This is a genomic window from Caulobacter sp. DWR1-3-2b1 (assembly GCF_049895765.1).
Taxonomy (GTDB): Bacteria; Pseudomonadota; Alphaproteobacteria; order Caulobacterales; family Caulobacteraceae; genus Caulobacter.
This window is the reverse complement of the sequence record NZ_JAFCSZ010000007.1, coordinates 72756-95883: the sequence shown is the minus strand read 5'-3', so window position 1 is coordinate 95883 and position 23128 is coordinate 72756. Positions and strand designations below refer to the sequence as shown.

The following is a 23128-nucleotide window of genomic DNA, read 5'->3' as shown; positions in this document are numbered from 1 at the left end:
TCAGCCGGCTACGGCGGCAGCGAGAACCAAGGCGGTGGCCAGCTTGGCGCCCACCAGCAGGGCGGCGGCGGCGACCTCGCCCTCGTGGATGCGCTCGGGCAGGCCCTGCAGCACCATGTCGGTGATGCGGAACACCAGCAGTTGCACGGCGATGGTCGCCGCGCCCCAGATGACGATCTCGATCACCGAGGTCGAGGCGGTCAGCGAGATGGCCAGCGGAATGGCCAGGCCCACCATCACCCCGCCCAGCGACAGGGCGGCGGCCGAGTTGCCTTCGCGGATCAGCTTGATTTCCTTGTGCGGGGTCAGCAGCGCGTAGAGCGCGGTCCCCACGATCAGCATGAACAGGGTCACGCCCGCATGCATCAGGGTGACAGGGAAGCCCGTGGCGAAGGCTTGGACCTCGGGCGACTGAAGCTGGGACGGCATGAACGCGAATACCCTCGGAACCTGGAGGACGAAGTCCTATCACGGGTCGGCGAGGCTTGCGTAGGGGGCTCGCCTGAGAGATGGCCTCTTAGGCGAGGCCGTTACACTCGATCATCGCGATCTTGTCGGTTGCGACGTCGTAGATGACTGTCACAATCGAGCAGCCACCATCGAGCACCGCCGGCAGCGCGGCATAGGGCTCAATCTTCGCCACGCCGATTGTCGGCGGGTCCGACCAGTCGACCTCAATCCAGCGCCCCTCGATGACCTTGCGGCCCGCTACGGTCGCTCCAGCGTAATGACGCTGATATTTCGACAACGCCTTTACGTGACGGGGCCGCTTCGCGATGGCTTCCACCCTACTAACTTGAGCAGCGGTAGGATTCCAGAGCGGCGCGCCGACGACCTCGGCGATGGCCACCGAAGCCACAAACATCGATACGGCGAGCGCCGTGAAAAGAGCGCCTGCCTTCTTCACGCCGCCTCGTCGTCCTCGTCGTCATCCAGCACACCCGCCATGGCCGCCATGGACAGCTGGCGCAAGGCGCTGGCGCGGACCTTCTCGCTCTCGCTCTTCAGTTGGCCGCAGGCGGCGAGGATGTCGCGGCCGCGCGGGGTGCGGATCGGCGAGGAATAGCCGGCCTTGTTGAGGATCGCGGCGAAGGCCTCGATCGCGGCCCAGTCGGAGCATTGATAGTCAGAGCCCGGCCAGGGGTTGAACGGGATCAGATTGACCTTGGCCGGGATGCCCTTGATCAGCTTGACCAAGGCGCGCGCCTCATCGGGGCTGTCATTGACGCCCTTCAGCATCACATATTCGAAGGTCACGCGGCGGGCGTTGCTGATGCCGGGATAGGCGCGGATGCCGGCGATCAGCTGGTCCAGCGGGTACTTCTTGTTCAGCGGCACCAGCTCGTCGCGCAGGGCGTCGTTGGTGGCATGCAGGCTGATGGCCAGCATCGCTTGCGTCTTTTCGCCCAGAGCTTGCAGCTGTGGCACGACGCCCGAGGTCGAAACCGTGATGCGGCGACGCGAGATGGCGATGCCCTCGTTGTCGCTGATGATCTCGATGGCGTCGGCGACCGCGCCCATATTGTAGAGCGGCTCGCCCATGCCCATGAACACGATGTTGGACAGCAGACGGTCGTCCTTGTCGGACGGCCATTCGGCCAGGTCGTCCTTGGCCACCTGAACCTGGGCGACGATCTCGGCGGCGGTCAGGTTGCGGACCAGGGCCTGGGTGCCGGTGTGGCAGAAGCTGCAGTTCAGGGTGCAGCCCACTTGGCTTGAAACACACAAGGCGCCGGCCCGGCCGACCGATGGGATATAGACCGCCTCGACCTCAATGCCGGGCGCCATGCGGATCAGCCACTTGCGGGTGCCGTCTTTGGAGACCTGGCGCTCGATGATCTCAGGGCGCGCGATGGTGAAGACCTCGGCGAGGCGGGCGCGGGTTTCCTTGGCGACGTCGGTCATCATCGCAAAGTCGGTGACGCCGCGATGATGGATCCAGCGGAACACCTGGGTGGCCCGCATCCTGGCCTTGCCATGCTCGGCCACGCCCGACTCAGTCAGGGCGGCGATCATCTGCGACCGGGTCAGGCCCGAAAGGTTGATCAACGGCTTGGCTGCGGGAGCCGCGCCGGAGACGCGCGACAGATCGAGGGTGACGCTCAAGGGGCGGTCCGGGGTCGGGAGGATTTGCGGGGTCAAGGACGGCATATAGCACTTGGCGGGGGTTTTTCCAAAAGGGGCGGGGTGATGTGACGCAATGGTCGTGTGGCAATGCCCGGACGCCCCTAGACACCCCCACCCCACAGGCCCATATCCGCTTCATGCGCGCCCACGACGCCGATGTGATCATCGCGGGAGCCGGCATGGCCGGTTCCACCCTGGCCCTGGCCCTGGCTTCGGGCGGGCTGAAGCCTCTGCTCGTCGATCCCCAGCCGTTCGAGGCCCAGCTGGCCCCGACCTTCGACGGACGGTCCTCGGCCATCGCCTATTCCAGCTTCCGCCAGTGGCGCACCATCGGCGCGGGCGAGGCCTTGGCCCCCCACGCCCAGCGGATCGAGCAGATCCTGGTCACCGACGGCCGCACGCCCGGCGCCGCCGCGCGGGGCGCCTCGCCGGCGTTCCTGCGCTTTGACTCCAGCGAGATCGCCGACCGTTCGGACGGCGAGCCCCTGGGCTATCTGATCGAGAACCGCCAGATCCGCGCGGCCCTGGCCAAGGCCGTGACCGATCAGAGCCTGCCGGTGATCGCCCCGATGGCCGTCAGGACTCTTGAGGTCGACGCCGCCGGCGCTCGCCTGACCCTGGCCGATGGCCGGGTGCTGAGCGCCCCGCTGGCGGTGAGCGCTGAAGGCCGAGGCTCGGTTTTACGCAAGGCGGCTGGCATCGGCGAGATCGGCTGGGGCTATGGCCAGAGCGGCGTTGTGGCCACCGTGAAGATGGAGCGCCCGCACGAGGGCGTGGCCCACGAATATTTCCTGCCCAGCGGCCCGTTCGCCATCCTGCCGCTAACGGGCAACCGCGCCAGCCTGGTCTGGACCGAGAGCACCGCCAGGGCCGAGGCCCTGCACGGCGCGCGGCCGGAGGTGTTCCACGCCCACCTGATGCGGCGGTTCGGCGAGTTCCTGGGCGCGGTCGAGATGTGCGGGCCGGTCTTCGTCTATCCGCTGTCGCTGTCGCTGGCCGAGCGCATGGTCGCCCCGCGGCTGGCCTTGATCGGCGACGCGGCCCACGGGGTGCACCCCATTGCGGGACAAGGCCTGAACCTTGGCCTGAAAGATGCGGCGGCCCTGGCCGAAGTGCTGGTCGAAGCAATGCGCGGCGGAGAGGATATCGGCTCCGACGTGGTGCTGGAGCGCTTCGCCCGCTGGCGGCGGTTCGACACCGTGACCAACGCGCTCGCCTTCGACGGCTTCGTGCGGCTGTTCTCTAGCAACAACCCGATCCTGCGCCTGGCGCGGGGCATCGGGCTGGCGGCGGTCAACCGCATCGCGCCGGCCCGGCGTTTCTTCATGCACGAGGCTGGCGGGGCGGTAGGAGATCTGCCCAGGCTGCTGCGCGGGCAGGCGATCTAATCCTCTCCCCGTGGGAGAGGTGTCGGCGCAGCCGACGGAGAGGGGATGCCATGAACCGGGATGACTTCCCCCTCCGGTCGCTGCGCGACCACCTCCCCCGCTAAAGCCCTTTCCGACCTGATGGCTTCATCAGGGTCGGGCGAAAAAGGCTCTAAATCAAAAGTTTAGAGCATTTTTCGATCCGATAACCGTTTCACACTTATCGGAAAATGCTCTAGGGGGAGGATCAGACCTTCACGATCCAGTTCTTCCGCCGCGTGTAGGCCACCACCGACCAGATCAGCGCGATGAAGATCGCCACCGGGATCAGCGCCGCCGTCTTGGTTCCAACTACCGGCGAGGCGGCGGCGTAGGGGATCTTGAGCATGTGCGCGGTCAGGATGATCGAGGCCAGCTCATGCAGCACATAGGCGAAGATGGCGTTGACCCCAAAGTCGGTCAGGAAGCCGCGTCCGGGGACGCGCCACAGCTTGACGTCCAACGCCTGATGCAGGGCCGCCAGCACCAGCAGCGCCGCACCGCTGGAGATCAGGACGTAACTGCTGGTCCAAAGGTCTTTCACGACCGGGAAGGCAAAGCCCCAGGCGATGCCGACCGCCAGCAACAAGGCGCCGGCCAGAGCCAGGCCCCGCGCGCCGCGCCGGGCGGCAAGCCATTCGCCGGCGGCGACGCCGATCAGTGCCTGGGCGATGGCCGGCAGGGTTCCCAAAAGGCCTTCGGGGTCGTAGCCCAACGGGCCTTTGACATAGGTGTGGACGCCCAGCACAGCGCGGTCGGCAAAGGCGATCAGGCTGGCGCCCGGCTTCATGAGGTCGGCCGCACCGCCGGGATAGGGTGCGAGGCACAGTAGCCAGTAAAGCAACAGCACGACCACCGCGATGGTCAGACGCGTCCGGGGTCCCGTCAGGCGGTACAGGACGGCAGCGGCGAGGAAGGCCAGGGCGATGCGCTGCAGCACGCCCATCGGACGGAAAACCACACTCTCAGGCGTGGCCAGCCAGTAGATGTTGGAAACCAGCAGACCCAGCAGGAACAATCGCCCTGTCCGCACCACCAGGCGGCGCAGACCCACGCCATTCAGGCCGCGCTCGGCGGTCGCCAGCGGGATCGACACGCCGGTCATGAAGATGAAGGCGGGAAATACCGCGTCGGCCAGGGTGAAGCCTGCCCAGCGCGAGTGCATCAGCGCCGGAAAGACGTCGTAGCCGCTGACATAGTGCAGATAGGCGGCCGAATTGACCAGGATCATGCCGACGATGGTCAGGCCGCGCAGGACGTCCAGCGACGCCAGGCGGGGCGGCTTTGCCAGGCCGGCGTCGAAGGCCACGGACCTATTCGCCGTCTTCGAGCGAGCGGGCCTCTTCAGGCAACATGATCGGTACGCCGTCGCGGATCGGATAGGCCAGCTTGGCGGCCCGGCTGACCAGTTCGCCGCGGGCGCGGTTATAGTCCAGCGTCGTGCGGGTGACGGGGCAGACCAGCACCTCCAGCAGGCGCGGGTCGATTTCGGCGGGCGGCGGGGTCGGTGTGACGGTCATGAAACCTCTCTACCGCCCCTCATTATCACTGGATAGAGGGGGGATCGTCGTCGTCCCCTACGGCCGCGTCGATCTCCAGCAGGGCGACAAGGGTCTCGCGCCGGTCGTCCATGGTCGGGGCCTCCAGCAGGGCCTGCTTTTCCATGCCGTCGAACGGCAGGGCCATCGACAGGCTGTTGATCAGGGCGTCCGATGGCGCGGTCTCGGCGCTGGTCCAGTCGATGGCCAGACCCCGGTGATCCAGATAGCGGCGCAGGGCGGCTAGTAGCGGCGCCGGGTCGGCTGAGGAGGGTCCGTCCTCGCGCAGATCAGCCGCAAACGACGAGAAGTCGGCTCGCACCTGGCGATACGGCGTCCGCACCGGCAGTTCGTCGCCCGCCCGGAAGCGGCATACCCCGGTCAGGGTGACCAGGTAACGACCGTCACTGGTCTCGGCGAAGCTGGTCACCCGGCCTGCGCAGCCGATCGGGGCCAGGCTTGGCTCGCGCTCGTCGTCCGGCGCTGCGCCGTTCGCCCGGGTCTGGATCATGCCGATGATCCGCTCGCCCGCCATGGCGTCGTCCAGCATGTTCAGATAGCGCGGCTCGAAGATGTTCAGTGGTAGCTGGCCGCCGGGTAGCAGCAGCACCCCATCCAGCGGAAACACCGGGATCACCAGCGGCAGCTCGCTGAGTTTTCGAAACGATCCCGGCATCTGAACTCCTAACTGAAGAGGATGGATGACAGCCGCTTGCGGCCAGCCTTGGCGACCTCCGACATTACGCCGGCCGCCTCGAACACGGTGAGCAGTTGCTTGCGGGCCGCGTCCTCATTCCAGGCGCGGTCGCGCTCGATGATGGTCAGCAGGTGGTCGGCTGCGGCCTGCAGATGGCCGGCGCCGGCCAGGGCCTTGGCGAGCTCGAAACGGGCTTCGTGGTCGTCAGGGTCAGCGGCCAGGCGCTTTTCGAACGGCGCCGTCTCGGACGGAGCGTCGGCGGCCAGGGCCAGGGCGGCACGGACGCTTTCCAGATCGGCGTCCTTGGCGTTTTCCGGCGCCATCGCCGCGGTGGCCGCCGCGCCTTCGAGATCGCCGCTGTCGAGATAACAGCGCGCCATGCCGCCGATGGCCTTCAGATTGGCCGGATCCAGCTGCAGGGCCTGGGCATAGGCCTGAGCCGCGCCGCCGATGTCGCCGAGGTCCAGGGATTCCTTGGCCATGGCCAGCAGGGCGTCCAGATCGCTCTGGGCCGGCGGACCCGAGATGCGGGCGATGAAGGCCTTGATCTCGCTCTCGGGCACGGCGCCCTGGAAGCCGTCTACCGGCTGGCCGTCGACGAAGGCATAGACGGTGGGGATCGACTGCACGCGCAGCTGACCCGAATAGCCGGGGTTCTTGTCGACATCGATCTTGACCAGCTTGACCGCGCCGCCAGCGGCCGCGACGTGCTTTTCAAGGGCGGGCGTCAGTGTCCGGCATGGACCGCACCAGGTGGCCCAGAAGTCGACGATCACAGGCTGGGTCTTGGACGCCTCGATAACGTCGACCATGAAGCTGGCGTCCGTACCGTCCTTGATGTGCGCGCTCGTGCCGCCGGCCTGGGCTCCACCGGCTTGGCCCCCGGCTTGGAGAGGGGCGGGCTTTTCGCCGATAAGGCTCATCGGAAGTCTCTCATGGAAGTCGAAACGCAGTGACCGGCAAGATGGTCCCTCGACGCGACAACCGCAATCAGGGGGCGACCGTCATCGCCTCGAAATCGACGATTATCGGCTCGACCCCCAAAACCGACAGGAACCGCCGGAAGCCCGCCTGGCTGAGCGCCGTGGTGGCGTCGTTGCCCAGCGGGTGGAAATTGACCGGGTCGGCCTTGGCCAAGGCGGCGTCGAGCACGAAGCGGACCCTGTGATCCACATCATTGATCAGGCCCAAGGCCGTCACCGAGCCCGGCGTCACGCCAAGGGTCTCGACCATCATCGCCTCGGGTCCGAACGACAGCCGGCCCGAACCGATCACTGTGTGCAGGCGCTTCAGGTCTATCACCGTCTCGCCGAGAGCCGAGATCAGCCACAGCTGGCCCTTCGCGTCCTTCAGGAAAAGGTTCTTGGTGTGGCCGCCAGGCAGGGCCACCTTGATCTCCATCCCCTCCTCCACCCGGAAGACGGGCGGATGGTCGAGGGTGGAATGGGCGACATCATGGGCGTCAAGAAAGGCGAAAAGATCGGCGCGGGTCTTCATACCCGCTCTTAGGACGTGGCGGCCAGGCGTTCGAGTACGAAATCAGCGCGCGTCTCGACATCGACGCGGGGGAGTTCGACCAGCCTGTAGCCCAGCGCCGGATAGACCTGCGCCATCGCGGCGTGGGTGCGTTCGGCCTCGGCCAGATCCTGCCGACGCTCGGCGTCCTGGGCGAAGATCTCGGGCCAGGGCGGGGCGATGAAGACCACGGGGTCGTACCGCAAGCGGCGGACCGCATCATCGACGGCGTCGGGAACGGGCAATTCGCAAAGTGTCAGATAGCCGATGATGTCGGGCAGGCCCCGGTCGAAGAACACCGGGCCGGTCAGGCCGTCCGCCATTCGGTACGACGTCAGCTCCCGGGACAGCATTCGGTCCGCATAGGCCTGTGGGTCGCCCCACGGCAGAGCGGTTCCGCCCGCGCGAACCTCTTCCTGGATGATCGTCCGCCCGGCCTCGAAGGAGCGCGCAAAGCCGCGAACCTCCAGAGCGTCGATCAAGCTGGTCTTGCCCGAGCCGGGGCCACCGGTGACGATGATCCGGCGCGGCGGGACAAGGATCATGACGGGGGCCTTTCGATGAGGGGCTCAAGGTCAACTGGACGGCCTCGCCCGTTGGGCGCTAGACCAGTTCCAAGGGTCAAGGAAAACAGGAAGACGAGCGGCATGGAACTGGAGTGCTATCCTACCGAGAACCGCCCGCCGGAGATCGTGCCGGGCCGTCCGCAGCGGGCCTGGATGGACCACTTCGCCGACCGCCACCCCTATCGCTGCCTGCCGCTGTCGATGGCCAACACTTCGGGTTGGGAAATCTTGTGCCCGGTCGGCTTCTCGATGACCTGGGACGGCGGGGCGCACCAGGAGTGCATCAAGTTCCAGCCCGACCATCCCTATCCGGGCTTTACCGAATTCGTGAAGTCGCACTTCTCGCGCGGCACTGTGACCTTTCACACCGGCTATCTGTTCCGCACGCCGCCCGGCTGGTCGATGCTGGCCATGGGGCCGCCCAACCACATCAAGGACGGCATTCAGCCGCTGGCCGGCCTGGTCGAGACCGACTGGCTGCCCTTCCCCTTCACGATGAACTGGCTCTTCACCCGCCCCGGCACGGTGCGCTTCGAGAAGGGCGAGCCGTTCTGCTTCATCATGTTGCTGCAGGATAAGGCGATGGACAACGTCCAGCCGGTGATCCGCTCGATGAACAGCAATCTGGACCTGCGCCGCCAGTACGACGTCTGGGCCGAGAAGCGCACCGAGTTCAACAGCCTGATCTTCAAGCGTGACCCCGAGGCCACCAAGGAGGCCTGGCAGCGCTTCTACTTCAAGGGCGAATACCCCGAAGAGGTGGAGGCCGAGGCCCCGTCGCACCACGTCAACAAGCGTCGGCTGAAGACCCCGAAGCTGGGGTGACAGGCGCTTGAAGCGGGTTCTTTTCGTCTGCGGCAAGAACAGGCTGCGCAGTCCCACGGCCGAGCAGGTCTTCTCGACCTGGCCGGGGATCGAGGTCGGCTCGGCTGGCGTCAACGCCGATGCCGACGAGCCCCTGACCGGAGAGATGGTCGCCGAGGCCGACCTCATCTTCGTGATGGAGAAGGCCCATCGCGCCAAGCTGACCAGACGTTTCAGGGCGCACCTGAAATCGGCGCGGGTCATCTGCCTCGACATCCCGGACGACTACGCCTTCATGGACCCAGAGCTTGTGCGGATGCTGCAAGTGCGCGTCCCGAAGTTCCTACCTGCCAGATAGAGCCCAGAGAACTCTGCTTGACAGAGTATCTGTCACACCATAACTCTGCGTCACAGAGCGCTTTGACACATCTCAGATCGAGGGAGGATCATCATGAGCATGACACGAAACGAGGCGGCGGCGGCGCTGTCGGATATCGAACGCACGACCGAGCGCGGACAGGTGCTGCGCGGCTATCGGATCGCCGGACCAATCCTGATGCTTTGGGGCCTGATCTGGGCGGCGGGCTATGTCGCCATGGGCTTACTGGCGCCGGAGCGATGGGGCCAGCTCTGGATCGTGCTGGACGTTGTGGGGGTCGTAGGCAGTCTGGTGCTGAGCCGCAGCGCCGGAAGCGCCAGGCGAGGCGAGGCGATGGCGATGAACTGGCGGATGGTCGTCGGCATGCTCGCTGGTCTGGTCTTCTTCTTCGGGACTTTCACCCTGTTCCAGGCCTCGACGGTGGAGCCCTATCTGGCCTTTCCCGGTCTGGTGACGGGCCTTGTCTATATCGGCATGGGTCTGTGGAGGATGCCGCGCTACCTCTGGATCGGCGCCACACTGATGATCGCGACCATGGTCGGCTATGTCTTCTTCCAGCCCTTGCTGACCTTCTGGATGGCCGCCTTCGGCGGCGGCGGCCTGTTCCTGGCTGGTCTGTGGCTTCGGAAGATATAAGCATGGCCGCGCAACTCGACGACCTTATCCACCAGCCCCTGCGCCTGAAGATCATGGCCGCCCTCTATGCCGAACGCGACGCCGATCCTGTCGAATTCAGCCGCCTGAAAGCGGTCACCCAGGCCACCGACGGTAATCTGGGCAGTCACTTGGCGACCCTGGAAAAGGCCGCCTACCTGGAAATTCTGAAAGACCATGTCGGCAAGAAGCCCCGCACCCGGGCGGCCCTGACCCCGGCCGGCCGCAAGGCCTTCCGCAGCCACGTCGACTATCTGCGCGAGGTGGTCGAGGGCGTGGGAGAGGGGACCTGATCGCGTCCCGGACCCGCCGAGCCCACGACGGCGGCCTAGGTATAGCCCCTTAGGGAAGACTCCCTTAGGGGGCGGCCCCGAATTTCGCCACCCGCCGGCAGGTCGTATCGAGGCGTCATGAGCGGCTCGACACGGGCTTGGCTCTACCGAGGATGCCGCTATGACCAGCCCCGCCATCGACCTCACGGTCCATCACAAACCCGCCGGCGCGTCGGACCGCGTCGCCTACGGTTTCGTCAAGCTGCTGCGGTTTTTCGCCGACACCTTCTTCGCCAAGCGTTACGGCCACCGCGCGGTGGTGCTGGAAACAGTGGCGGCCGTGCCGGGCATGGTTGGCGCGACGCTGAACCACCTGAAATGCCTGCGACGGATGGAAGACGACCGGGGCTGGATCAAGACCTTGATGGACGAGGCCGAGAATGAGCGGATGCACCTGATGACCTTCATCCAGGTCGCCCAGCCCACCGCGTTCGAGCGCTTCGTCGTGGTCGCCGCCCAGTGGGTGTTCTACCTGTTCTTCTTCGCCCTCTATCTCGTGTCGTCCAAGACCGCTCACCGCGTGGTCGGCTATTTCGAGGAAGAGGCGGTGATCAGCTACACCCACTATCTGGCCGAGATCGACGAAGGTCGTTCCGAGAACGTGGCGGCGCCGCAGTTGGCTCTGGACTACTGGGACCTGCCCGTCGGCTCCACCCTGCGCGACGTGATCGAGGTGGTGCGGGCCGACGAGGCGCACCATCGGGACGTCAACCACGGCTTCGCCAATGAACTGTCCGGCCTGCCCCATGGCGACATCGCGCCCTGCCCGCCGCACGTGGTGCTGGAACCGAACTGGAAGACGGCGGCCTGACGCCGCCACCCGGCTGAGGATCCGCGCACGCCCCGAGGCCTCGCCTCGGGGCGTTTTGCGCCTAGGCGGCCTTCACAGCCGAGACGATCGACTTGACGACCTTGCGGACCAGCGCCGGATCGTCGCCCTCGGCCATGATGCGGATCAGGGGCTCGGTGCCGGACGGGCGCACGACGATGCGGCCCGACCCGTTCAGCTGAGCCTCGCCGTCGGCGATGGCTTCCTTGACCGTCTTGGCTTCCAGGGGCCTGGTCCCGCCGGTGAAGCGGACGTTTTCGAGAAGCTGCGGCACGGGCTCGAACTGACGACCCAGGGCGCTCATCGGCTGGCCGGTCTCGATCATCACCGCCAGAACCTGCAGGGCCGCAATCAGGCCATCGCCCGTGGTCGAGAAGTCCGACAGGATCACGTGGCCCGATTGCTCGCCGCCCAGGTTGAAACCGCCCTCGCGCATCCGCGCCATCACATAGCGGTCGCCGACGCTGGTGCGCTCAAGGCCCAGGCCCTGCTCGTTCAGGAAGCGTTCGAGTCCGAGGTTGGACATCACCGTGGCGACCACGCCGCCGGCCTTCAGCTTGCCGGCCTTGGCAAAGGCGGCGGCGATGATCGCCATGATCTGGTCGCCGTCGACCACCAGGCCGTTCTCGTCGCAGATCACCAGCCTGTCGGCGTCGCCATCCAGGGCGATGCCGATATCGGCGCGGTACTCGCGCACCAGTTTGGCCATGGCTTCGGGATGGGTCGAGCCGCACTCGTGATTGATATTGGTCCCGTCCGGATCGACGCCCAGCGGAATGACCTCGGCGCCCAGCTCGTACAGGGTGACGGGCGCAACCTTGTAAGCCGCGCCATTGGCGCAATCGATGACGATGCGCAGGCCGGCCAGGGACAGCTGGCGGGGGAAGGTCGCCTTGACGATCTCGACATAGCGGGCCTGGGCGTCGTCGATGCGCTTGACGCGCCCGAGGCCGCGCGGCGGCGCCAGGCCCTCCTGCAGGCCCTCGTCCATCAGGGCCTCGATCTTCAGCTCCTGCTCGTCCGACAGCTTGTAGCCGTCGGGACCAAACAGCTTGATGCCGTTGTCGGCGTAATTGTTGTGGCTGGCGCTGATCATCACGCCCAGGTCGGCGCGCATCGAGCGGGTCATCATGGCCACGGCCGGCGTGGGCAGAGGACCAAACAGCCGCACGTCCATGCCGACGCTGGCGAAGCCGGCGACCAGGGCCGGCTCGATCATGTAGCCCGACAGCCGGGTGTCCTTGCCGATCACCACCAGGTGGCGGCGGTCGTCCTGTGAGCGAAACAGCTTTCCGGCGGCGAGACCCACCCGAAGGGCAACCTCTGCCGTCATCGGGTGTTGGTTGGCCTGGCCGCGAATGCCATCAGTGCCAAAATAGGCGCGCTTGCTCATGGTCGCTCTAATCTCGTCAGCTTCGTAGGGATCGCGAAACGATCCGAAATGCAGATTTATGTAGGCCGAACCGGCGCGAATGCTAAAGCCCGGCCGAAGACATACCCGCGCTGGTAGCCATAATCCCCGCTGGCGCGATTTACAAAGGACCATGGCATGTGCGGCATTATCGGCATCGTCGGAAACCAGCCCGTTGCAGACCGTCTGGTCGAAAGCCTAAAGCGTCTGGAATATCGCGGCTATGACTCGGCCGGGATCGCCGCCCAGGTGGACGGCGTGCTGCAGCGCCGCCGGGCTCCTGGCAAGCTGCGCGAGTTGGAAAGCGTGCTGGCCCACGAGCCGCTGGTCGCCACCACCGGCATCGGACACACCCGCTGGGCCACCCACGGCGCACCTACGCTGCGCAACGCCCACCCTCACATCGTCGGCAAGGTGGCGGTGGTCCACAACGGCATCATCGAGAACTTCGCCGAGCTGAAGGCCGAGATGATCGCCGCCGGCCGCGAGTTCCAGAGCGACACCGACACCGAGGTCGTCGCCCACCTGCTGGACGCCGAGCTGGCCGCCGGCCTTGCGCCCCTGCAAGCCTTCGAGGCGACCCTGAAGCGCCTGCGCGGGGCCTACGCTCTCTGTGTTCTCATCGGCGGCGAGGACGAGGTGATCCTGGCCGCCCGCAACGGCCCACCCCTGGCTGTGGGCTATGGCGACGGTGAGATGTTCGTCGGCTCCGACGGTCTGGCGCTTGGCCCCTTCACCAACCGCGTCGCCTATCTGCACGACGGCGACTATGTGATCCTCGACCACAAGGGCGCGAAGATCTTCGACCAGTCGGGCAAGCTCGCAAACCGTCCGATCAAGATCGTCCCGGCCTCGGCCGTGCTGATGGAGAAGGGCAATTACCGGCACTTCATGGAGAAGGAAATCCATGACCAGCCGGAGGGCTGCCAGCGCACCATCGCCGCCTATGTCGACCCGATCACGTCGCGTGCAACGGTGCCCGGCGGCATCGACTGGAAGACGCTGGAGCGTATCCAGATCGTCGCCTGCGGCACCTCCTATATCGCCGGCATGGTCGGTCGCTATTTGATCGAACAGCTGGCCGACCTGCCGGTGGATGTCGAGATCGCCTCGGAGTTCCGCTACCGCCAGCCGGCCATCCGTGCGAACGCCCTGGCCATCGCCATGTCGCAGTCGGGCGAGACCGCCGACACCCTGGCGGCCCTGCGCTATTGCCAGGCGGCCGGCATGAAGAGCGCCGTGGTCGTCAACGCCACCGAGTCGACCATGGCCCGCGAGGTCGACGTGGTCTGGCCGATCCATTGCGGTCCCGAGATCGGCGTAGCCTCGACCAAGGCCTTCACCGCTCAGGTCAGTGTGATGATCGCCCTGGCCATCGCCGCCGCCAAGGCGCGCGGCCGCATCGACGACGCCGAGGAGCAGCGCCTGGTGAAGGTGCTGCTGGAAGCGCCGCGCCTGATCGCCGAGGCCATCGGCCTGGAAGACGCCATCAAGGACATCGCCGTCGAGGTCTCCAAGGCCCGCGACGTGCTTTATCTTGGCCGCGGCCCGATGTCGGCCCTGGCCCTTGAAGGCGCTCTGAAGCTCAAGGAAATCAGCTACATCCACGCCGAAGGCTACGCCGCCGGCGAGCTGAAGCACGGCCCGATCGCCCTGGTCGACGACCAGACCCCGATCGTCATTCTCGCGCCCTATGACAATTGGTTCGAGAAGTCGGCCTCGAACATGAGCGAGGTTATGGCGCGCGGCGGTCAGGTGATCTTCATCACCGACACCGAAGGCGCCAAGCACGCCCCAGCCGGCGCCAAGGTGGTGATCACCGCCCCGGCCTGCGACCCGCTGATCTCCGCCCTGGTGATGTCGGCGCCGATCCAGCTGCTGGCCTATCATGTGGCTGTCCAGAAGGGGGCGGACGTGGATCAGCCGAGGAACCTGGCCAAGTCGGTGACGGTGGAGTAGCCCTGAAGGGGACCAACGAATGTCGATCATCATGACGCCCATCGGCCGGGTGCAGGGCGGCCGCGACATCCCCGAAGACGACGACTGGGGCAAAAGTCGCGCCAAAATCGTGCTCGACCCGACCCGCTTCGACGCCGAGGCCTTGATGGGTTTGGAGACCTTCAGCCACGCCGAGGTGGTCTATGTGTTCGACAAGGTCACCGACGATCAGATCGTCACCGGCGCTCGCCACCCGCGCGGCAATAAGGCCTGGCCGAAAATCGGCATCTTCGCCCAGCGCGGCAAGAACCGGCCCAACCGCATCGGCGTCACGGTCTGCCGGGTCGTGGCGGTGGATGGCCTAAGCCTCGAGGTCGAGGGCCTGGACGCCATCGACGGCACGCCGGTGCTGGACATCAAGCCGGTGATGAGCGGCTTCTCCCCGCGCGGCCCGCACCGCGAGCCCGACTGGGCGCGGGAGATCATGGAGAAGTACTGGTGACCGACGCCGCGCCCTATTGGAGCGATCTGGAACGCTTCCGGTTCGGCGATGGACCCGAGACGGCCGACACCCTGTTGGCTCTGGTTCTGTCAGGCGACAAGACCGCGACCTGCTGGTCGGTGCGCGAGGGCCAGTTGACCGTCATCGGCAAACGCATGGTGGCGTGCGACAGCCAAGATCGGCCGCGCGCGGTGCTCGAGACTGTGTCGCTTGAGATCACGCCCTTCGATCAGGTCACCGAGGCCTTCGCCGCCAAGGAGGGCGAGGACAACAAGACGCTGGCCTCATGGCGCAGCGAGCATCAGGCGTATTTCGAGCGCAATGGCGGCTTTGATCCGGCGATGCCGCTATGGTGCGAGACGTTCAGTCTGATCACCGAGATCGCGATCCCCTGAAGCCCGGTTCAGTCCTTGGATAGTTTCGCCAGGAAGGCCTTGGCCGCTTCCTTGTGACGCGGCCGCAGGTTCTTGCCGACGATGGCGATGACCGCGGCGATCACGGCGGCGTCGTCGGTCATGCCCAGGGCCGGCAAGATGTCGGGGATCACGTCGGTGGGCAGGACAAAATAGGCGAGAGCCGCCATCATCATGCCCTTGGCCGCCGTGGGCGTGGCCGGATCGCGGGCGCACCACCACACCGACAGGACCTCTGCCGCGAACGGCACGCGGGCTGCCACCCGGCGGATCTTAGGCAGGAAGCCGCGAGCCACGCGCTCTTCGTTCAACTGCACCGTCGCCGGGACCAGGGCCTTGGACGGATCCAGGATCTGGTTGACGTCAGGGGATGGTTTGGCGTCGACGCTCATCGGTTTACACCTTCTTCAACTGCGAACTTAAACGCAAACCGTGAGGGAACGTCTATGAAACTCGACAACACCGTCGCCGCCGTCGTCACTGGAGGCGCATCGGGCCTCGGCGAGGCCACCGCCCGCGCCCTGGCCGCCCATGGCGTCAAGGTGGCCATCTTCGACATGAACGAAGTCACCGGCGAAAAGGTCGCCGCCGAAATCGGCGGCGTGTTCTGCAAGGTCAATGTCACCTCCGACGCCGAAGTCGACGCTGGCTTCGAGAAGGCCCGCGCCGCCCACGGCCAGGAGCGGGTGCTGATCAACTGCGCCGGCACCGGCAACGCCGCCAAGACCGCCAGCCGCGACAAGACCACCGGTGAGACCAAGCACTTCCCGCTCGACGCCTTCGACCGCATCATCCAGATCAACCTGGTCGGCACGTTCCGCTGCATCGCCAAGTCAGCCAAGGGCATGCTGGACCTTGAGCCGCTGGCCGACGGCGAGCGCGGCGCCATCGTCAACACCGCCTCGGTCGCGGCGGAAGACGGCCAGATGGGCCAGGCGGCCTATTCGGCGTCCAAGGGCGGCGTGGTCGGCATGACCCTGCCAATCGCCCGCGACCTGATGAGCGAGGGCATCCGCGTCAACACTATCCTTCCGGGCATCTTCAATACCCCGCTGATGAACAACGCCCCCGAAGCGGTGAAGGCCGGCCTCGCGGCGTCCGTGCCCTTCCCCAAGCGCCTGGGCCTGCCGGAAGAATACGCCCAGCTGGCCGTGACCATGGTCACCAACGGCTATTTCAACGGCGAGGATGTGCGCCTCGACGGCGGCATCCGCATGGCGCCGCGCTAAGTATAAAACTCCTCCCCCTGAAGGGGGAGGAGATCGCGGAGCGATCGGAGGGGGAAGCCAGCTGCGGTACAGCAACCACTTCCCTCTCCGTCGCCTATGGCGACACCTCTCCCATCAGGGAGAGGATTGCCGACCTACTTCCCGGCGACAGGCCGCTGGATGCTGCTGGCCAGGTTGGCCATGATCTCGCGGGCGTCATAGGCGCGGGAATCGCCCTGGGGCTTGGCGCCCTTGTGCATGACGATCTCGGCGCCGGCTTCGAAACGCTCGATGGTCCGCACCTGGGTGCGGTCATAGAAGAAGGGGTCACCCCAGAAGGGGTCCCAGCTGCGCCAGCCATAGCTGGGGCCGAAATAGCGCCAGGACGGGCGCCAGTAGCCGTAAGGATAGCCATAGCCGAAGCCCGGGCGCGCCAATGGATCGGGATCGATCACCGTGCGCGCCGTCCGGTCGGTGCGACGGTCGGCCGTTTCGAACCAGTCATAGCCTCCCTGCACGGTCAGTTCGGCGGCGCGATACAGCAGATAGCGCTCGACGGTCTCGCGCGAGGTCAGGCTGTTGCCGGCGAAATTGACCCGGTAGCGGTCGCCTTCGAGGCGCAGCTCGGAGAACCCGCCGGTGGTCGAGCCCGATGTGACCTTGGGCTGGTAGGGGGTAGCGGTCGCGCAGGCCGAAAGCCCGGCGGCGACGACCATGGCCGCGACGAGGGCGGCTTTCTTCAGGGACATGTGAGATGCTCCACGACCCGAAATCTCGGATCTAGACTCTAACTCTGGCCGGGGTTTGTGGTTTCGCCAAGGCGTTTGATTTCTTGCCTGAAATCAGCAGGATACGAAATCAGCCGCGCGAGACGATCAGGACCGCGGCGCAGATTAGCAGCGCCCCGACCACGAAAGCGAAGGCCCGGCGGAACACCGGCTCGTTCATCCGTGTCGACAGGGCCGCGCCGCCCAGGCCGTAGGCGCTCATGCTGATCAGGTCCATGCCGATGGTGGCGGCCCCGAACATCAGCAACTGGGGAACCAGAGGCCGGTCCACATCGATGAACGGCGGCAGGACGGCCGTGAAAAACAGCAGGACCTTGGGGTTGGCGATCTGGACGGTGAAGCCGTCGAGAAAGGCCGACTTTCCCGCCTTCACGGTGGCGCTGGCATGGCTCTCGGTATTCTTCCAGCCGGCCCACAGGGACTTCAGCCCCAGCCAGACCAGATAGGCCGCGCCCGCCAGGGCCAGGATGTGGAAGGCCTGGGGAAAGGCGATGATCAGCGCGCCGAGACCCAGGGCCGAACCGGCGAACCAGATCAGGGTGGCGGCGTTCATGCCCACCACGCCGAGCAGGGCCGCGCCCTTGCCCTTTTCCATCCCCGTGGCGATGGCGAACAGGTTGGCCGGGCCCGGCGTGATGGCCATGACGAACATGGCGACAAGGAAGGCGCCGTAGCGGGCGGGATCGACGGGCAGGATCATGGCTTGGCTATAAGGTGGAGCCCGCCCGTCGAAAAGCGATGTCTAGGCGCCGACGACCACCAGCATCCAGATGACCCGTCCCAGGGCGCCGAACAACAGAACTGCCGTCGCCAGCATCTGGATGATGAAGCCGACCTCGCGCTTGTCGGCCGAGGCGGCGTAGCCCAGGGCGTAGACGATCCGGCCCACGATCCAGACCGCGCCGGCGATGGTGGCGACAAGGTCGCTCCAGTAGATGGCGAACAGCCACAGGGACGGCAGGAAGATCGGCAGCCATTCCAGCGTATTGGCCTGGACGCGGATGTGGCGCTCCAGCTCGGGATCGCCGGTCATGGTGGGCGCGTCGATGCCGCACTTCTTGCGGGCGCCCCCGACCCGGGCTCCCATCCAGACATAGACCAGCAGGGCGACCAGCGTGACGATGGCGACCCAGGAATGCGGCTGCATACGTATTCTCCCGTTCGGCCCACGGACGGGGCCTTGAAGCTGCGAAGCTTAGCTGGCTTCGCGGGATTTGCATCCGACCGCTGTCGGCATTAACAATTTCGCCAGTGGGGACCCTTCGAGGTCGTGCGCGTCAAGCGGGGCGGCGGTTTTCGCCTTCGCGACCGGACCAGCGCGCAACGCCCTGGAACCGGCTGCGCGGGTGAGCGCTTCCTGTACAGAACGATCCCTCATCGCGGAGCCCCGGGCTATGCGTGTGAATTCCACGGCCATCGCCGAGATCGACTACAAGCCCGAACACGGCAAGCTGTTCGTCACGTTCCACGACGGCGACGAATACGTCTATGTCGGCGTGCCCGAACGGGTCAGCGTGGCCTTCGTCCGCTCGACCTCCAAGGGCCGGTTCTTCCAACGGATTATACGGGATCGGTATCCATACAACCGGATCTGAAATGCTCCCCTTTTGGGGGAGCTGTCGCGGAGCGACTGAGGGGGCCAACTGAGCATCGGCCGCGCTGCCCCTCCGGCCCTCCGGGCCACCCGTCCGGAGGGCCGGAGGACCCCAACTTCGATCTATCCCTCGCGCTTGTCGCGCTTGGCCAAGACCCGCAGGCGCAGGGCGTTGAGCTTGATAAAGCCGCCCGCGTCGCGGTGGTCGTAGGCGACCTTACCTTCCTCGAAGGTCACGAGGTCCTGGTCGTACAGGCTGTAGGGGCTGGTGCGGCCGATGATCGAGGCATTGCCCTTGTAGAGCTTGACGCGAACCTGGCCGGACACCTTGGTCTGGCTGTAGTCGATGGCCGCCTGCAGCATCTCGCGCTCGGGGGCGAACCAGAAGCCGTTGTAAACGAGCGATGCGTATTTCGGCATCAGCTCGTCCTTCAGGTGCATGGCGCCGCGATCCAGGGTGATGCTCTCGATGCCGCGGTGGGCGACCAGCAGGATCGTGCCGCCTGGGGTCTCGTAGACGCCGCGCGACTTCATGCCGACGAAGCGGTTCTCGACCAGGTCCAGCCGGCCCACGCCGTTGTCGCGGCCCAGTTCATTGAGCTTGGTCAGCAGGGCGGCGGGCGACAGAGCCACGCCGTCGACAGCGACTGGGTCGCCCTTCTCGAAGTCGATGGTGAAGACGTGCGGCTTATCGGGCGCGTCTTCCGGCGCGATGGTGCGCATGTGAACGAATTCGGGGGCCTCGACAGCCGGATCTTCCAGCACCTTGCCCTCGGACGAGGAGTGCAGAAGGTTGGCGTCGACGCTGAACGGCGCCTCGCCGCGCTTGTCCTTGGTGATCTGGATCTGGTGCTTCTCGGCGAACTCCAGCAGGGCCTCGCGCGACTTGAAGTCCCACTCGCGCCAGGGGGCGATCACAGTGATGTCGGGCTCGAGGCCGTAATAGGCCAGCTCGAAACGGACCTGGTCATTGCCCTTGCCGGTCGCGCCGTGGCTGACGGCGTCGGCGCCCATCTTGCGGGCGATCTCGATCTGCTTCTTGGCGATCAGCGGGCGGGCGATCGAGGTGCCCAGCAGGTACTGGCCTTCATAGACCGTGTTGGCGCGGAACATCGGGAAGACGTAATCGCGCACGAACTCCTCGCGCACGTCCTCGATGAAGATGTTCTCGGGCTTTACGCCGGCCGCCAGGGCCTTGGCCCGCGCCGGTTCGATCTCTTCGCCCTGACCAAGGTCGGCGGTGAAGGTGATGACCTCCGCGCCGTACTCGGTCTGCAGCCACTTCAGAATGATCGAGGTGTCGAGGCCGCCCGAATAGGCGAGCACGACCTTCTTCACGGACTTGTTGGCCATGGGCGGGGTCCTTTAGGGAGGAAACACAAAGTCGGGCGCGTTCAAGGGCGCCCGGCGGGTCGGGTCAAGCCTTAAAGGCTGCCTTCGTCCAGCAACGTCTTCATGGCGAAGCGCAGATGCAGCAGCTGGCCCATGGCCAGCAAGGCCGCCAGGGTGGCGCGCACGCACAGCAGCATCATCGCATCCACGCCTTTGACCTTGAAGGTCGCGCCCGACAGGGTGAAGGCGTAGATCACGATGCACGACACTACGGGGATGAACAGCAGGCCCACGGCCTTGCTCGCCCGCCAGCTGACGCCGCCGTCCAGACGCCATTGCATCGGCACCTTCACGCCCTGGGGCACGCGCTTCCAGGCCCCCAGGGCCGTGGAGGCGATGATCGCCAGGGCGGCGATGGACAGGCCGTCGCCGATGACGCGAAGCGCAGTCTCCATCTAGACCGTCACCTGCGCGCCGAGCTCCACCACGCGACCGGGCGGGATCTTGAAGAAGTCGGTCGGGTTGGCGGCGTTGCGCATCAGGAAGATGTACAGCCGGTCCTGCCACAGCGGCATGCCGCTATTGGCCGACGGCACGATCGAGCGGCGCCCCAGGAAGAAGCTGGTGGCCATGATATCGAACTTCAGCCCCTGCTTGCGACAAACAGCCAGGGCCTTGGGTAGGTTCGGGCTTTCCATGAAGCCATAGGTGATGACGACCTTCTTGAAGTCGTCATTGACCTTCTCGATCTTGACCCGGTCGTCCTCGGCGATGCGGGGCGTATCGCCGGTTCGCACGGTCAGTATGACGTTGCGCTCATGCAGCACCTTGTTGTGCTTGAGGTTATGCATCAGCGCGACGGGCGTCATGTCCGGATCGGAGGTCAGGAAGATTGCCGTGCCCGGGGCGCGGTGCGGCGCGCGGGCCCGGAGGATCTCCATCAGGTCGATCAGGGGCACGCTGTCGCGGCGGGTCTTGGCGGTCAGAATCTGCGAGCCGCGCACCCAGGTGGCCATGACCAGGAACAGGGCCGCGCCGATTAGAACCGGCAGCCAGCCGCCTGTGAAGAAGCGCAGGGCGTTGGCGCTGAGGAACACGATGTCGAGAGTCAGGAAGGGGACCAGGAAGCACAGGGCCATAGGCAGGCTCCAGTTCCACAGCCGGCGCATGACGATGAAGGCCATGCAGGTGGTCACGATCATCGTCCCGGTCACCGCCAGGCCATAGGCGTGGGCCAGGGCCGACGAGGTCTGGAAGGTGAACATGATCGCCAGCACGCCAAACAGCAGCATGGTGTTGAGCTGCGGCACGAAGATCTGGCCCGACTGGGTCTCCGACGTGCGGCGAACGTCCAGGCGTGGCAGCAAGCCGAGCTGGATGGCCTGCTGGGTCAGGGAGAAGGCGCCGGTGATGACCGCCTGGCTGGCGATGACCGTGGCCGCGCCCGCCAGCAGCACCAGCGGCAGGCGGAAGGCCGCGGGGGCCATCTCGAAGAACCAGTTGAGCGCGGGGAACGGCACGCCGGCCTTTTCGGCCGCATCGAAGGTGGCCAGGGCGAAGGCCCCTTGCCCCAGATAGTTCACGACCAGACACGGCAGGACGAAGAACATCCAGGCGGCCTGGATCGGACGCTTACCGAAGTGACCCATGTCAGCCGACAGGGCCTCGGCTCCGGTGACGGTCAGGAACACAGCGCCCAGCACGACGAAACCCGTCACGCCGTGTCCGGCCAGAAACTGCGCGGCATAGTGCGGGCTGATCGCCATCAGGATGCCGGGTTGCTGAACCAGGTGCCAGGCGCCAAGCGCGAACATCACGCCAAACCACAGGGCGCAAATCGGGCCAAACAGGCGGCCGACCGTCGCCGTGCCCCGGCTCTGGATGAAGAACAGGCCCAGGAGCATGATCGTGGCGATCACCAGCACCACCTGGGTGGTGACGCTGGACGCGAGATCGGGAATGGTTCGCAGACCTTCGACGGCCGAAAGCACGGAAATCGCCGGGGTGATCACGGCGTCGCCATAAAACAGCGCCGCGCCGGCCACGCCGAGCGCGAACACCATCATGGTCCTGCGCCCCATGGCGTGCTGGGCCAGGGCCATCAGCGAGAGCACGCCGCCTTCGCCCTTGTTGTCGGCGCGCATGATGAAGAACACGTACTTGATCGTGACGACCAGAATCAGCGCCCACAGGGCCAGCGATACGACGCCATAGATCTCGGACCGGGTGACCCCGTCATGGGCGGCTGCGTGCAACGCTTCCTTGAAAGCGTAGAGCGGGCTGGTGCCAATGTCGCCGAAGACGATCCCGACCGAGCCAAGCGCAAGCGCGAAGAAGCCGTGGCCCTTCGAAACGGGGCCATGCTGCTGTGGAATGTCGGCAGAGGAAGGTGCGCAATCGGGGGTCGGCGCGTCGGAGGCTTCGGAAGCCATTCAATGTCTCCGGGCGTCCCCCCTCGCAAAATGCGAGCGGCGGGCCCATATCGATCAAGCGCGGCGCGATACACCCAATCTGATCCGGGTTCAATCGTCACGCTACGTGCGGCGCTAGCAGGCATATTGGCCCAAAGCGAGTTTTTGATTGAACGCGCGTATATCGCCCTTAGGTTCCTGCAGAGATGTCCGACAGCCAAAAGTTTCCCGTTGCGGCTCACGCCCTCGCCTATCTGGCGCACAAGAAAGCCTTTTCGGCTGATCGTGCGGTGGCGAGCGTCGAGCTGGCGGCCTCGGTGCCGACCAATCCTGTCGTCGTCCGGCGAGTGACCGCCATGCTGGGGAAGGCTGGACTCATCGGGGCCCGGGCCGGCGCCAATGGCGGGGCCTGGCTGCTGAAACAGCCCGAGGATATTACGCTCGATCTCGTCCTGCGAGCCGTCAAGGGCTGCGCCCACCTCGGCGTCGCCCCTCCGGGGGTCAAGGGCTGTCCAGTCGGCGAGAAGATCCCCGACGCCGTCCGCGCCGCCATCACCGCCGCCGACACCGCCGCCCACGAACGGCTGGGCCAGATCACTGTTGCGGACCTGCTAGCGGGCGCGCACTAGCCTCTGAATAGTCGCTCATACCGCCGTCCTCGCCGACAAGATCGCCCAGGGCGTC

29 protein-coding genes are annotated in these 23128 nt (G+C 66.0%); 12 read left to right on the top strand and 17 right to left on the bottom strand.

The genetic code is table 11. The features are described 5' to 3' along the window. The 3 genes from ACP69S_RS09280 to rlmN form a co-directional block, all read right to left on the bottom strand. A complete protein-coding gene (locus ACP69S_RS09280; RefSeq protein WP_425996499.1) occupies positions 1-429 on the bottom strand; it encodes a DUF350 domain-containing protein in 429 nt (142 codons plus the stop codon). An 88-nt stretch (positions 430-517) separates the two neighbouring features. Next, positions 518-907 (bottom strand): hypothetical protein, encoded by a 390-nt coding sequence (locus ACP69S_RS09275; protein ID WP_425996497.1) that lies wholly within the window; start codon positions 905-907, stop codon positions 518-520. Beyond that, positions 904-2106, bottom strand: coding sequence for a 23S rRNA (adenine(2503)-C(2))-methyltransferase RlmN (gene rlmN / locus ACP69S_RS09270; RefSeq protein ID WP_425996496.1), 1203 nt, complete (start codon positions 2104-2106; stop codon positions 904-906). The genes ACP69S_RS09275 and rlmN overlap by 4 nt, the downstream gene beginning before the upstream one ends. A gap of 158 nt (positions 2107-2264) precedes the next feature. Between rlmN and ACP69S_RS09265 the strand changes: the two genes are divergently transcribed. Further along, entirely contained in the window at positions 2265-3515 is a 1251-nt protein-coding gene (locus ACP69S_RS09265) for a UbiH/UbiF/VisC/COQ6 family ubiquinone biosynthesis hydroxylase (protein ID WP_425996598.1), read from the top strand. Positions 3516-3741: 226 nt separating this feature from the next. Here the strand turns inward: ACP69S_RS09265 and ACP69S_RS09260 are convergent, their stop codons facing one another. The 6 genes from ACP69S_RS09260 to ACP69S_RS09235 all read right to left on the bottom strand — a co-directional run bounded on the left by ACP69S_RS09260 (position 3742) and on the right by ACP69S_RS09235 (position 7828). Then, positions 3742-4842 carry an acyltransferase family protein gene (locus ACP69S_RS09260; protein WP_425996494.1) on the bottom strand — a complete coding sequence of 367 codons (1101 nt, stop codon included), beginning with the start codon at positions 4840-4842 and terminating at the stop codon, positions 3742-3744. A gap of 4 nt (positions 4843-4846) precedes the next feature. Next, positions 4847-5053: a Trm112 family protein gene (locus tag ACP69S_RS09255; RefSeq protein ID WP_425996493.1), complete on the bottom strand. Its 207-nt coding sequence runs from the start codon at positions 5051-5053 to the stop codon at positions 4847-4849. A 25-nt stretch (positions 5054-5078) separates the two neighbouring features. Beyond that, on the bottom strand, positions 5079-5747 hold the full coding sequence (locus ACP69S_RS09250; protein WP_425996491.1) for an LON peptidase substrate-binding domain-containing protein: 669 nt from the start codon (positions 5745-5747) through the stop codon (positions 5079-5081). Positions 5748-5755: 8 nt separating this feature from the next. Then, entirely contained in the window at positions 5756-6691 is a 936-nt protein-coding gene (locus ACP69S_RS09245; RefSeq protein ID WP_425996489.1) for a tetratricopeptide repeat protein, read from the bottom strand. Positions 6692-6758: 67 nt separating this feature from the next. Continuing rightward, positions 6759-7265 carry a prolyl-tRNA synthetase associated domain-containing protein gene (locus tag ACP69S_RS09240; RefSeq protein ID WP_425996487.1) on the bottom strand — a complete coding sequence of 169 codons (507 nt, stop codon included), beginning with the start codon at positions 7263-7265 and terminating at the stop codon, positions 6759-6761. Positions 7266-7273: 8 nt separating this feature from the next. Further along, entirely contained in the window at positions 7274-7828 is a 555-nt protein-coding gene (locus ACP69S_RS09235; RefSeq protein WP_425996485.1) for an AAA family ATPase, read from the bottom strand. 102 nt (positions 7829-7930) lie between these two features. On the opposite strand from ACP69S_RS09235, the gene ACP69S_RS09230 reads away from it, so the two are divergent. The 5 genes from ACP69S_RS09230 to ACP69S_RS09210 all read left to right on the top strand — a co-directional run bounded on the left by ACP69S_RS09230 (position 7931) and on the right by ACP69S_RS09210 (position 10829). Continuing rightward, the gene (locus ACP69S_RS09230) at positions 7931-8674 is read left to right on the top strand and encodes a DUF6065 family protein (RefSeq protein WP_425996483.1); all 744 of its coding nucleotides are present in this window, start codon (positions 7931-7933) and stop codon (positions 8672-8674) included. 7 nt (positions 8675-8681) lie between these two features. Beyond that, positions 8682-9011 carry a low molecular weight protein tyrosine phosphatase family protein gene (locus ACP69S_RS09225; protein ID WP_425996482.1) on the top strand — a complete coding sequence of 110 codons (330 nt, stop codon included), beginning with the start codon at positions 8682-8684 and terminating at the stop codon, positions 9009-9011. Positions 9012-9104: 93 nt separating this feature from the next. After that, positions 9105-9668, top strand: a complete 564-nt coding sequence (locus ACP69S_RS09220; RefSeq protein WP_425996480.1) for a hypothetical protein — start codon at positions 9105-9107, stop codon at positions 9666-9668. A 2-nt stretch (positions 9669-9670) separates the two neighbouring features. Continuing rightward, positions 9671-9979: a winged helix-turn-helix domain-containing protein gene (locus ACP69S_RS09215; RefSeq protein WP_425996478.1), complete on the top strand. Its 309-nt coding sequence runs from the start codon at positions 9671-9673 to the stop codon at positions 9977-9979. Between the two features lie 160 nt (positions 9980-10139). Further along, positions 10140-10829, top strand: coding sequence for an alternative oxidase (locus ACP69S_RS09210; RefSeq protein ID WP_425996477.1), 690 nt, complete (start codon positions 10140-10142; stop codon positions 10827-10829). 61 nt (positions 10830-10890) lie between these two features. Here the strand turns inward: ACP69S_RS09210 and glmM are convergent, their stop codons facing one another. Next, positions 10891-12240, bottom strand: a complete 1350-nt coding sequence (gene glmM / locus ACP69S_RS09205; protein WP_425996475.1) for a phosphoglucosamine mutase — start codon at positions 12238-12240, stop codon at positions 10891-10893. Between the two features lie 156 nt (positions 12241-12396). On the opposite strand from glmM, the gene glmS reads away from it, so the two are divergent. The 3 genes from glmS to ACP69S_RS09190 are packed head-to-tail and all read left to right on the top strand — an operon-like array spanning position 12397 to position 15093. Next, on the top strand, positions 12397-14217 hold the full coding sequence (glmS, locus tag ACP69S_RS09200; protein ID WP_425996473.1) for a glutamine--fructose-6-phosphate transaminase (isomerizing): 1821 nt from the start codon (positions 12397-12399) through the stop codon (positions 14215-14217). Between the two features lie 19 nt (positions 14218-14236). Then, a complete protein-coding gene (locus tag ACP69S_RS09195; RefSeq protein WP_425996471.1) occupies positions 14237-14698 on the top strand; it encodes an SAM-dependent methyltransferase in 462 nt (153 codons plus the stop codon). Further along, on the top strand, positions 14695-15093 hold the full coding sequence (locus tag ACP69S_RS09190) for an ASCH domain-containing protein (RefSeq protein ID WP_425996469.1): 399 nt from the start codon (positions 14695-14697) through the stop codon (positions 15091-15093). Before ACP69S_RS09195 ends, ACP69S_RS09190 begins: the two co-directional genes overlap by 4 nt. Before the next feature lie 8 nt (positions 15094-15101). Here the strand turns inward: ACP69S_RS09190 and ACP69S_RS09185 are convergent, their stop codons facing one another. Further along, positions 15102-15503, bottom strand: a complete 402-nt coding sequence (locus tag ACP69S_RS09185; protein ID WP_425996468.1) for a YkvA family protein — start codon at positions 15501-15503, stop codon at positions 15102-15104. 54 nt (positions 15504-15557) lie between these two features. Here ACP69S_RS09185 and ACP69S_RS09180 point away from each other — a divergent pair, with 54 nt between their 5' ends. Continuing rightward, on the top strand, positions 15558-16340 hold the full coding sequence (locus tag ACP69S_RS09180; protein WP_425996467.1) for an SDR family NAD(P)-dependent oxidoreductase: 783 nt from the start codon (positions 15558-15560) through the stop codon (positions 16338-16340). A gap of 134 nt (positions 16341-16474) precedes the next feature. Here the strand turns inward: ACP69S_RS09180 and ACP69S_RS09175 are convergent, their stop codons facing one another. The 3 genes from ACP69S_RS09175 to ACP69S_RS09165 form a co-directional block, all read right to left on the bottom strand. Beyond that, positions 16475-17068 (bottom strand): CC0125/CC1285 family lipoprotein, encoded by a 594-nt coding sequence (locus ACP69S_RS09175; protein ID WP_425996465.1) that lies wholly within the window; start codon positions 17066-17068, stop codon positions 16475-16477. A 109-nt stretch (positions 17069-17177) separates the two neighbouring features. Beyond that, positions 17178-17807, bottom strand: coding sequence for a LysE family translocator (locus tag ACP69S_RS09170; RefSeq protein ID WP_425996463.1), 630 nt, complete (start codon positions 17805-17807; stop codon positions 17178-17180). Positions 17808-17849: 42 nt separating this feature from the next. Beyond that, the gene (locus ACP69S_RS09165) at positions 17850-18254 is read right to left on the bottom strand and encodes an MAPEG family protein (RefSeq protein ID WP_425996461.1); all 405 of its coding nucleotides are present in this window, start codon (positions 18252-18254) and stop codon (positions 17850-17852) included. Between the two features lie 247 nt (positions 18255-18501). On the opposite strand from ACP69S_RS09165, the gene ACP69S_RS09160 reads away from it, so the two are divergent. Next, on the top strand, positions 18502-18702 hold the full coding sequence (locus ACP69S_RS09160; protein ID WP_425996459.1) for a KTSC domain-containing protein: 201 nt from the start codon (positions 18502-18504) through the stop codon (positions 18700-18702). 122 nt (positions 18703-18824) lie between these two features. Here the strand turns inward: ACP69S_RS09160 and ACP69S_RS09155 are convergent, their stop codons facing one another. The 3 genes from ACP69S_RS09155 to ACP69S_RS09145 all read right to left on the bottom strand — a co-directional run bounded on the left by ACP69S_RS09155 (position 18825) and on the right by ACP69S_RS09145 (position 22465). Continuing rightward, positions 18825-20054: an argininosuccinate synthase gene (locus ACP69S_RS09155; protein ID WP_425996457.1), complete on the bottom strand. Its 1230-nt coding sequence runs from the start codon at positions 20052-20054 to the stop codon at positions 18825-18827. A 71-nt stretch (positions 20055-20125) separates the two neighbouring features. After that, positions 20126-20488 (bottom strand): hypothetical protein, encoded by a 363-nt coding sequence (locus tag ACP69S_RS09150; RefSeq protein ID WP_425996455.1) that lies wholly within the window; start codon positions 20486-20488, stop codon positions 20126-20128. After that, the gene (locus ACP69S_RS09145; protein WP_425996453.1) at positions 20489-22465 is read right to left on the bottom strand and encodes a potassium transporter Kup; all 1977 of its coding nucleotides are present in this window, start codon (positions 22463-22465) and stop codon (positions 20489-20491) included. It lies immediately after the preceding gene. A gap of 185 nt (positions 22466-22650) precedes the next feature. Here ACP69S_RS09145 and ACP69S_RS09140 point away from each other — a divergent pair, with 185 nt between their 5' ends. Then, positions 22651-23073: an Rrf2 family transcriptional regulator gene (locus ACP69S_RS09140; protein WP_425996451.1), complete on the top strand. Its 423-nt coding sequence runs from the start codon at positions 22651-22653 to the stop codon at positions 23071-23073. The last annotated feature ends 55 nt before the right edge of the window (positions 23074-23128 follow it).

Excerpts from the sequence above, each read along its gene's own strand:
- ACP69S_RS09280 (WP_425996499.1), bottom strand. The coding sequence starts at position 429 with ATGCCGTCCCAGCTTCAGTCGCCCGAGGTCCAAGCCTTCGCCACGGGC.
- ACP69S_RS09265 (WP_425996598.1), top strand. The coding sequence starts at position 2,265 with ATGCGCGCCCACGACGCCGATGTGATCATCGCGGGAGCCGGCATGGCC.
- ACP69S_RS09255 (WP_425996493.1), bottom strand. The coding sequence starts at position 5,053 with ATGACCGTCACACCGACCCCGCCGCCCGCCGAAATCGACCCGCGCCTG.
- ACP69S_RS09250 (WP_425996491.1), bottom strand. The coding sequence starts at position 5,747 with ATGCCGGGATCGTTTCGAAAACTCAGCGAGCTGCCGCTGGTGATCCCG.
- ACP69S_RS09245 (WP_425996489.1), bottom strand. The coding sequence starts at position 6,691 with ATGAGCCTTATCGGCGAAAAGCCCGCCCCTCTCCAAGCCGGGGGCCAA.
- ACP69S_RS09240 (WP_425996487.1), bottom strand. The coding sequence starts at position 7,265 with ATGAAGACCCGCGCCGATCTTTTCGCCTTTCTTGACGCCCATGATGTC.
- ACP69S_RS09235 (WP_425996485.1), bottom strand. The coding sequence starts at position 7,828 with ATGATCCTTGTCCCGCCGCGCCGGATCATCGTCACCGGTGGCCCCGGC.
- ACP69S_RS09230 (WP_425996483.1), top strand. The coding sequence starts at position 7,931 with ATGGAACTGGAGTGCTATCCTACCGAGAACCGCCCGCCGGAGATCGTG.
- ACP69S_RS09220 (WP_425996480.1), top strand. The coding sequence starts at position 9,105 with ATGAGCATGACACGAAACGAGGCGGCGGCGGCGCTGTCGGATATCGAA.
- ACP69S_RS09215 (WP_425996478.1), top strand. The coding sequence starts at position 9,671 with ATGGCCGCGCAACTCGACGACCTTATCCACCAGCCCCTGCGCCTGAAG.
- ACP69S_RS09210 (WP_425996477.1), top strand. The coding sequence starts at position 10,140 with ATGACCAGCCCCGCCATCGACCTCACGGTCCATCACAAACCCGCCGGC.
- glmM (WP_425996475.1), bottom strand. The coding sequence starts at position 12,240 with ATGAGCAAGCGCGCCTATTTTGGCACTGATGGCATTCGCGGCCAGGCC.
- glmS (WP_425996473.1), top strand. The coding sequence starts at position 12,397 with ATGTGCGGCATTATCGGCATCGTCGGAAACCAGCCCGTTGCAGACCGT.
- ACP69S_RS09195 (WP_425996471.1), top strand. The coding sequence starts at position 14,237 with ATGTCGATCATCATGACGCCCATCGGCCGGGTGCAGGGCGGCCGCGAC.
- ACP69S_RS09185 (WP_425996468.1), bottom strand. The coding sequence starts at position 15,503 with ATGAGCGTCGACGCCAAACCATCCCCTGACGTCAACCAGATCCTGGAT.
- ACP69S_RS09180 (WP_425996467.1), top strand. The coding sequence starts at position 15,558 with ATGAAACTCGACAACACCGTCGCCGCCGTCGTCACTGGAGGCGCATCG.
- ACP69S_RS09175 (WP_425996465.1), bottom strand. The coding sequence starts at position 17,068 with ATGTCCCTGAAGAAAGCCGCCCTCGTCGCGGCCATGGTCGTCGCCGCC.
- ACP69S_RS09170 (WP_425996463.1), bottom strand. The coding sequence starts at position 17,807 with ATGATCCTGCCCGTCGATCCCGCCCGCTACGGCGCCTTCCTTGTCGCC.
- ACP69S_RS09165 (WP_425996461.1), bottom strand. The coding sequence starts at position 18,254 with ATGCAGCCGCATTCCTGGGTCGCCATCGTCACGCTGGTCGCCCTGCTG.
- ACP69S_RS09160 (WP_425996459.1), top strand. The coding sequence starts at position 18,502 with ATGCGTGTGAATTCCACGGCCATCGCCGAGATCGACTACAAGCCCGAA.
- ACP69S_RS09155 (WP_425996457.1), bottom strand. The coding sequence starts at position 20,054 with ATGGCCAACAAGTCCGTGAAGAAGGTCGTGCTCGCCTATTCGGGCGGC.
- ACP69S_RS09150 (WP_425996455.1), bottom strand. The coding sequence starts at position 20,488 with ATGGAGACTGCGCTTCGCGTCATCGGCGACGGCCTGTCCATCGCCGCC.
- ACP69S_RS09145 (WP_425996453.1), bottom strand. The coding sequence starts at position 22,465 with ATGGCTTCCGAAGCCTCCGACGCGCCGACCCCCGATTGCGCACCTTCC.
- ACP69S_RS09140 (WP_425996451.1), top strand. The coding sequence starts at position 22,651 with ATGTCCGACAGCCAAAAGTTTCCCGTTGCGGCTCACGCCCTCGCCTAT.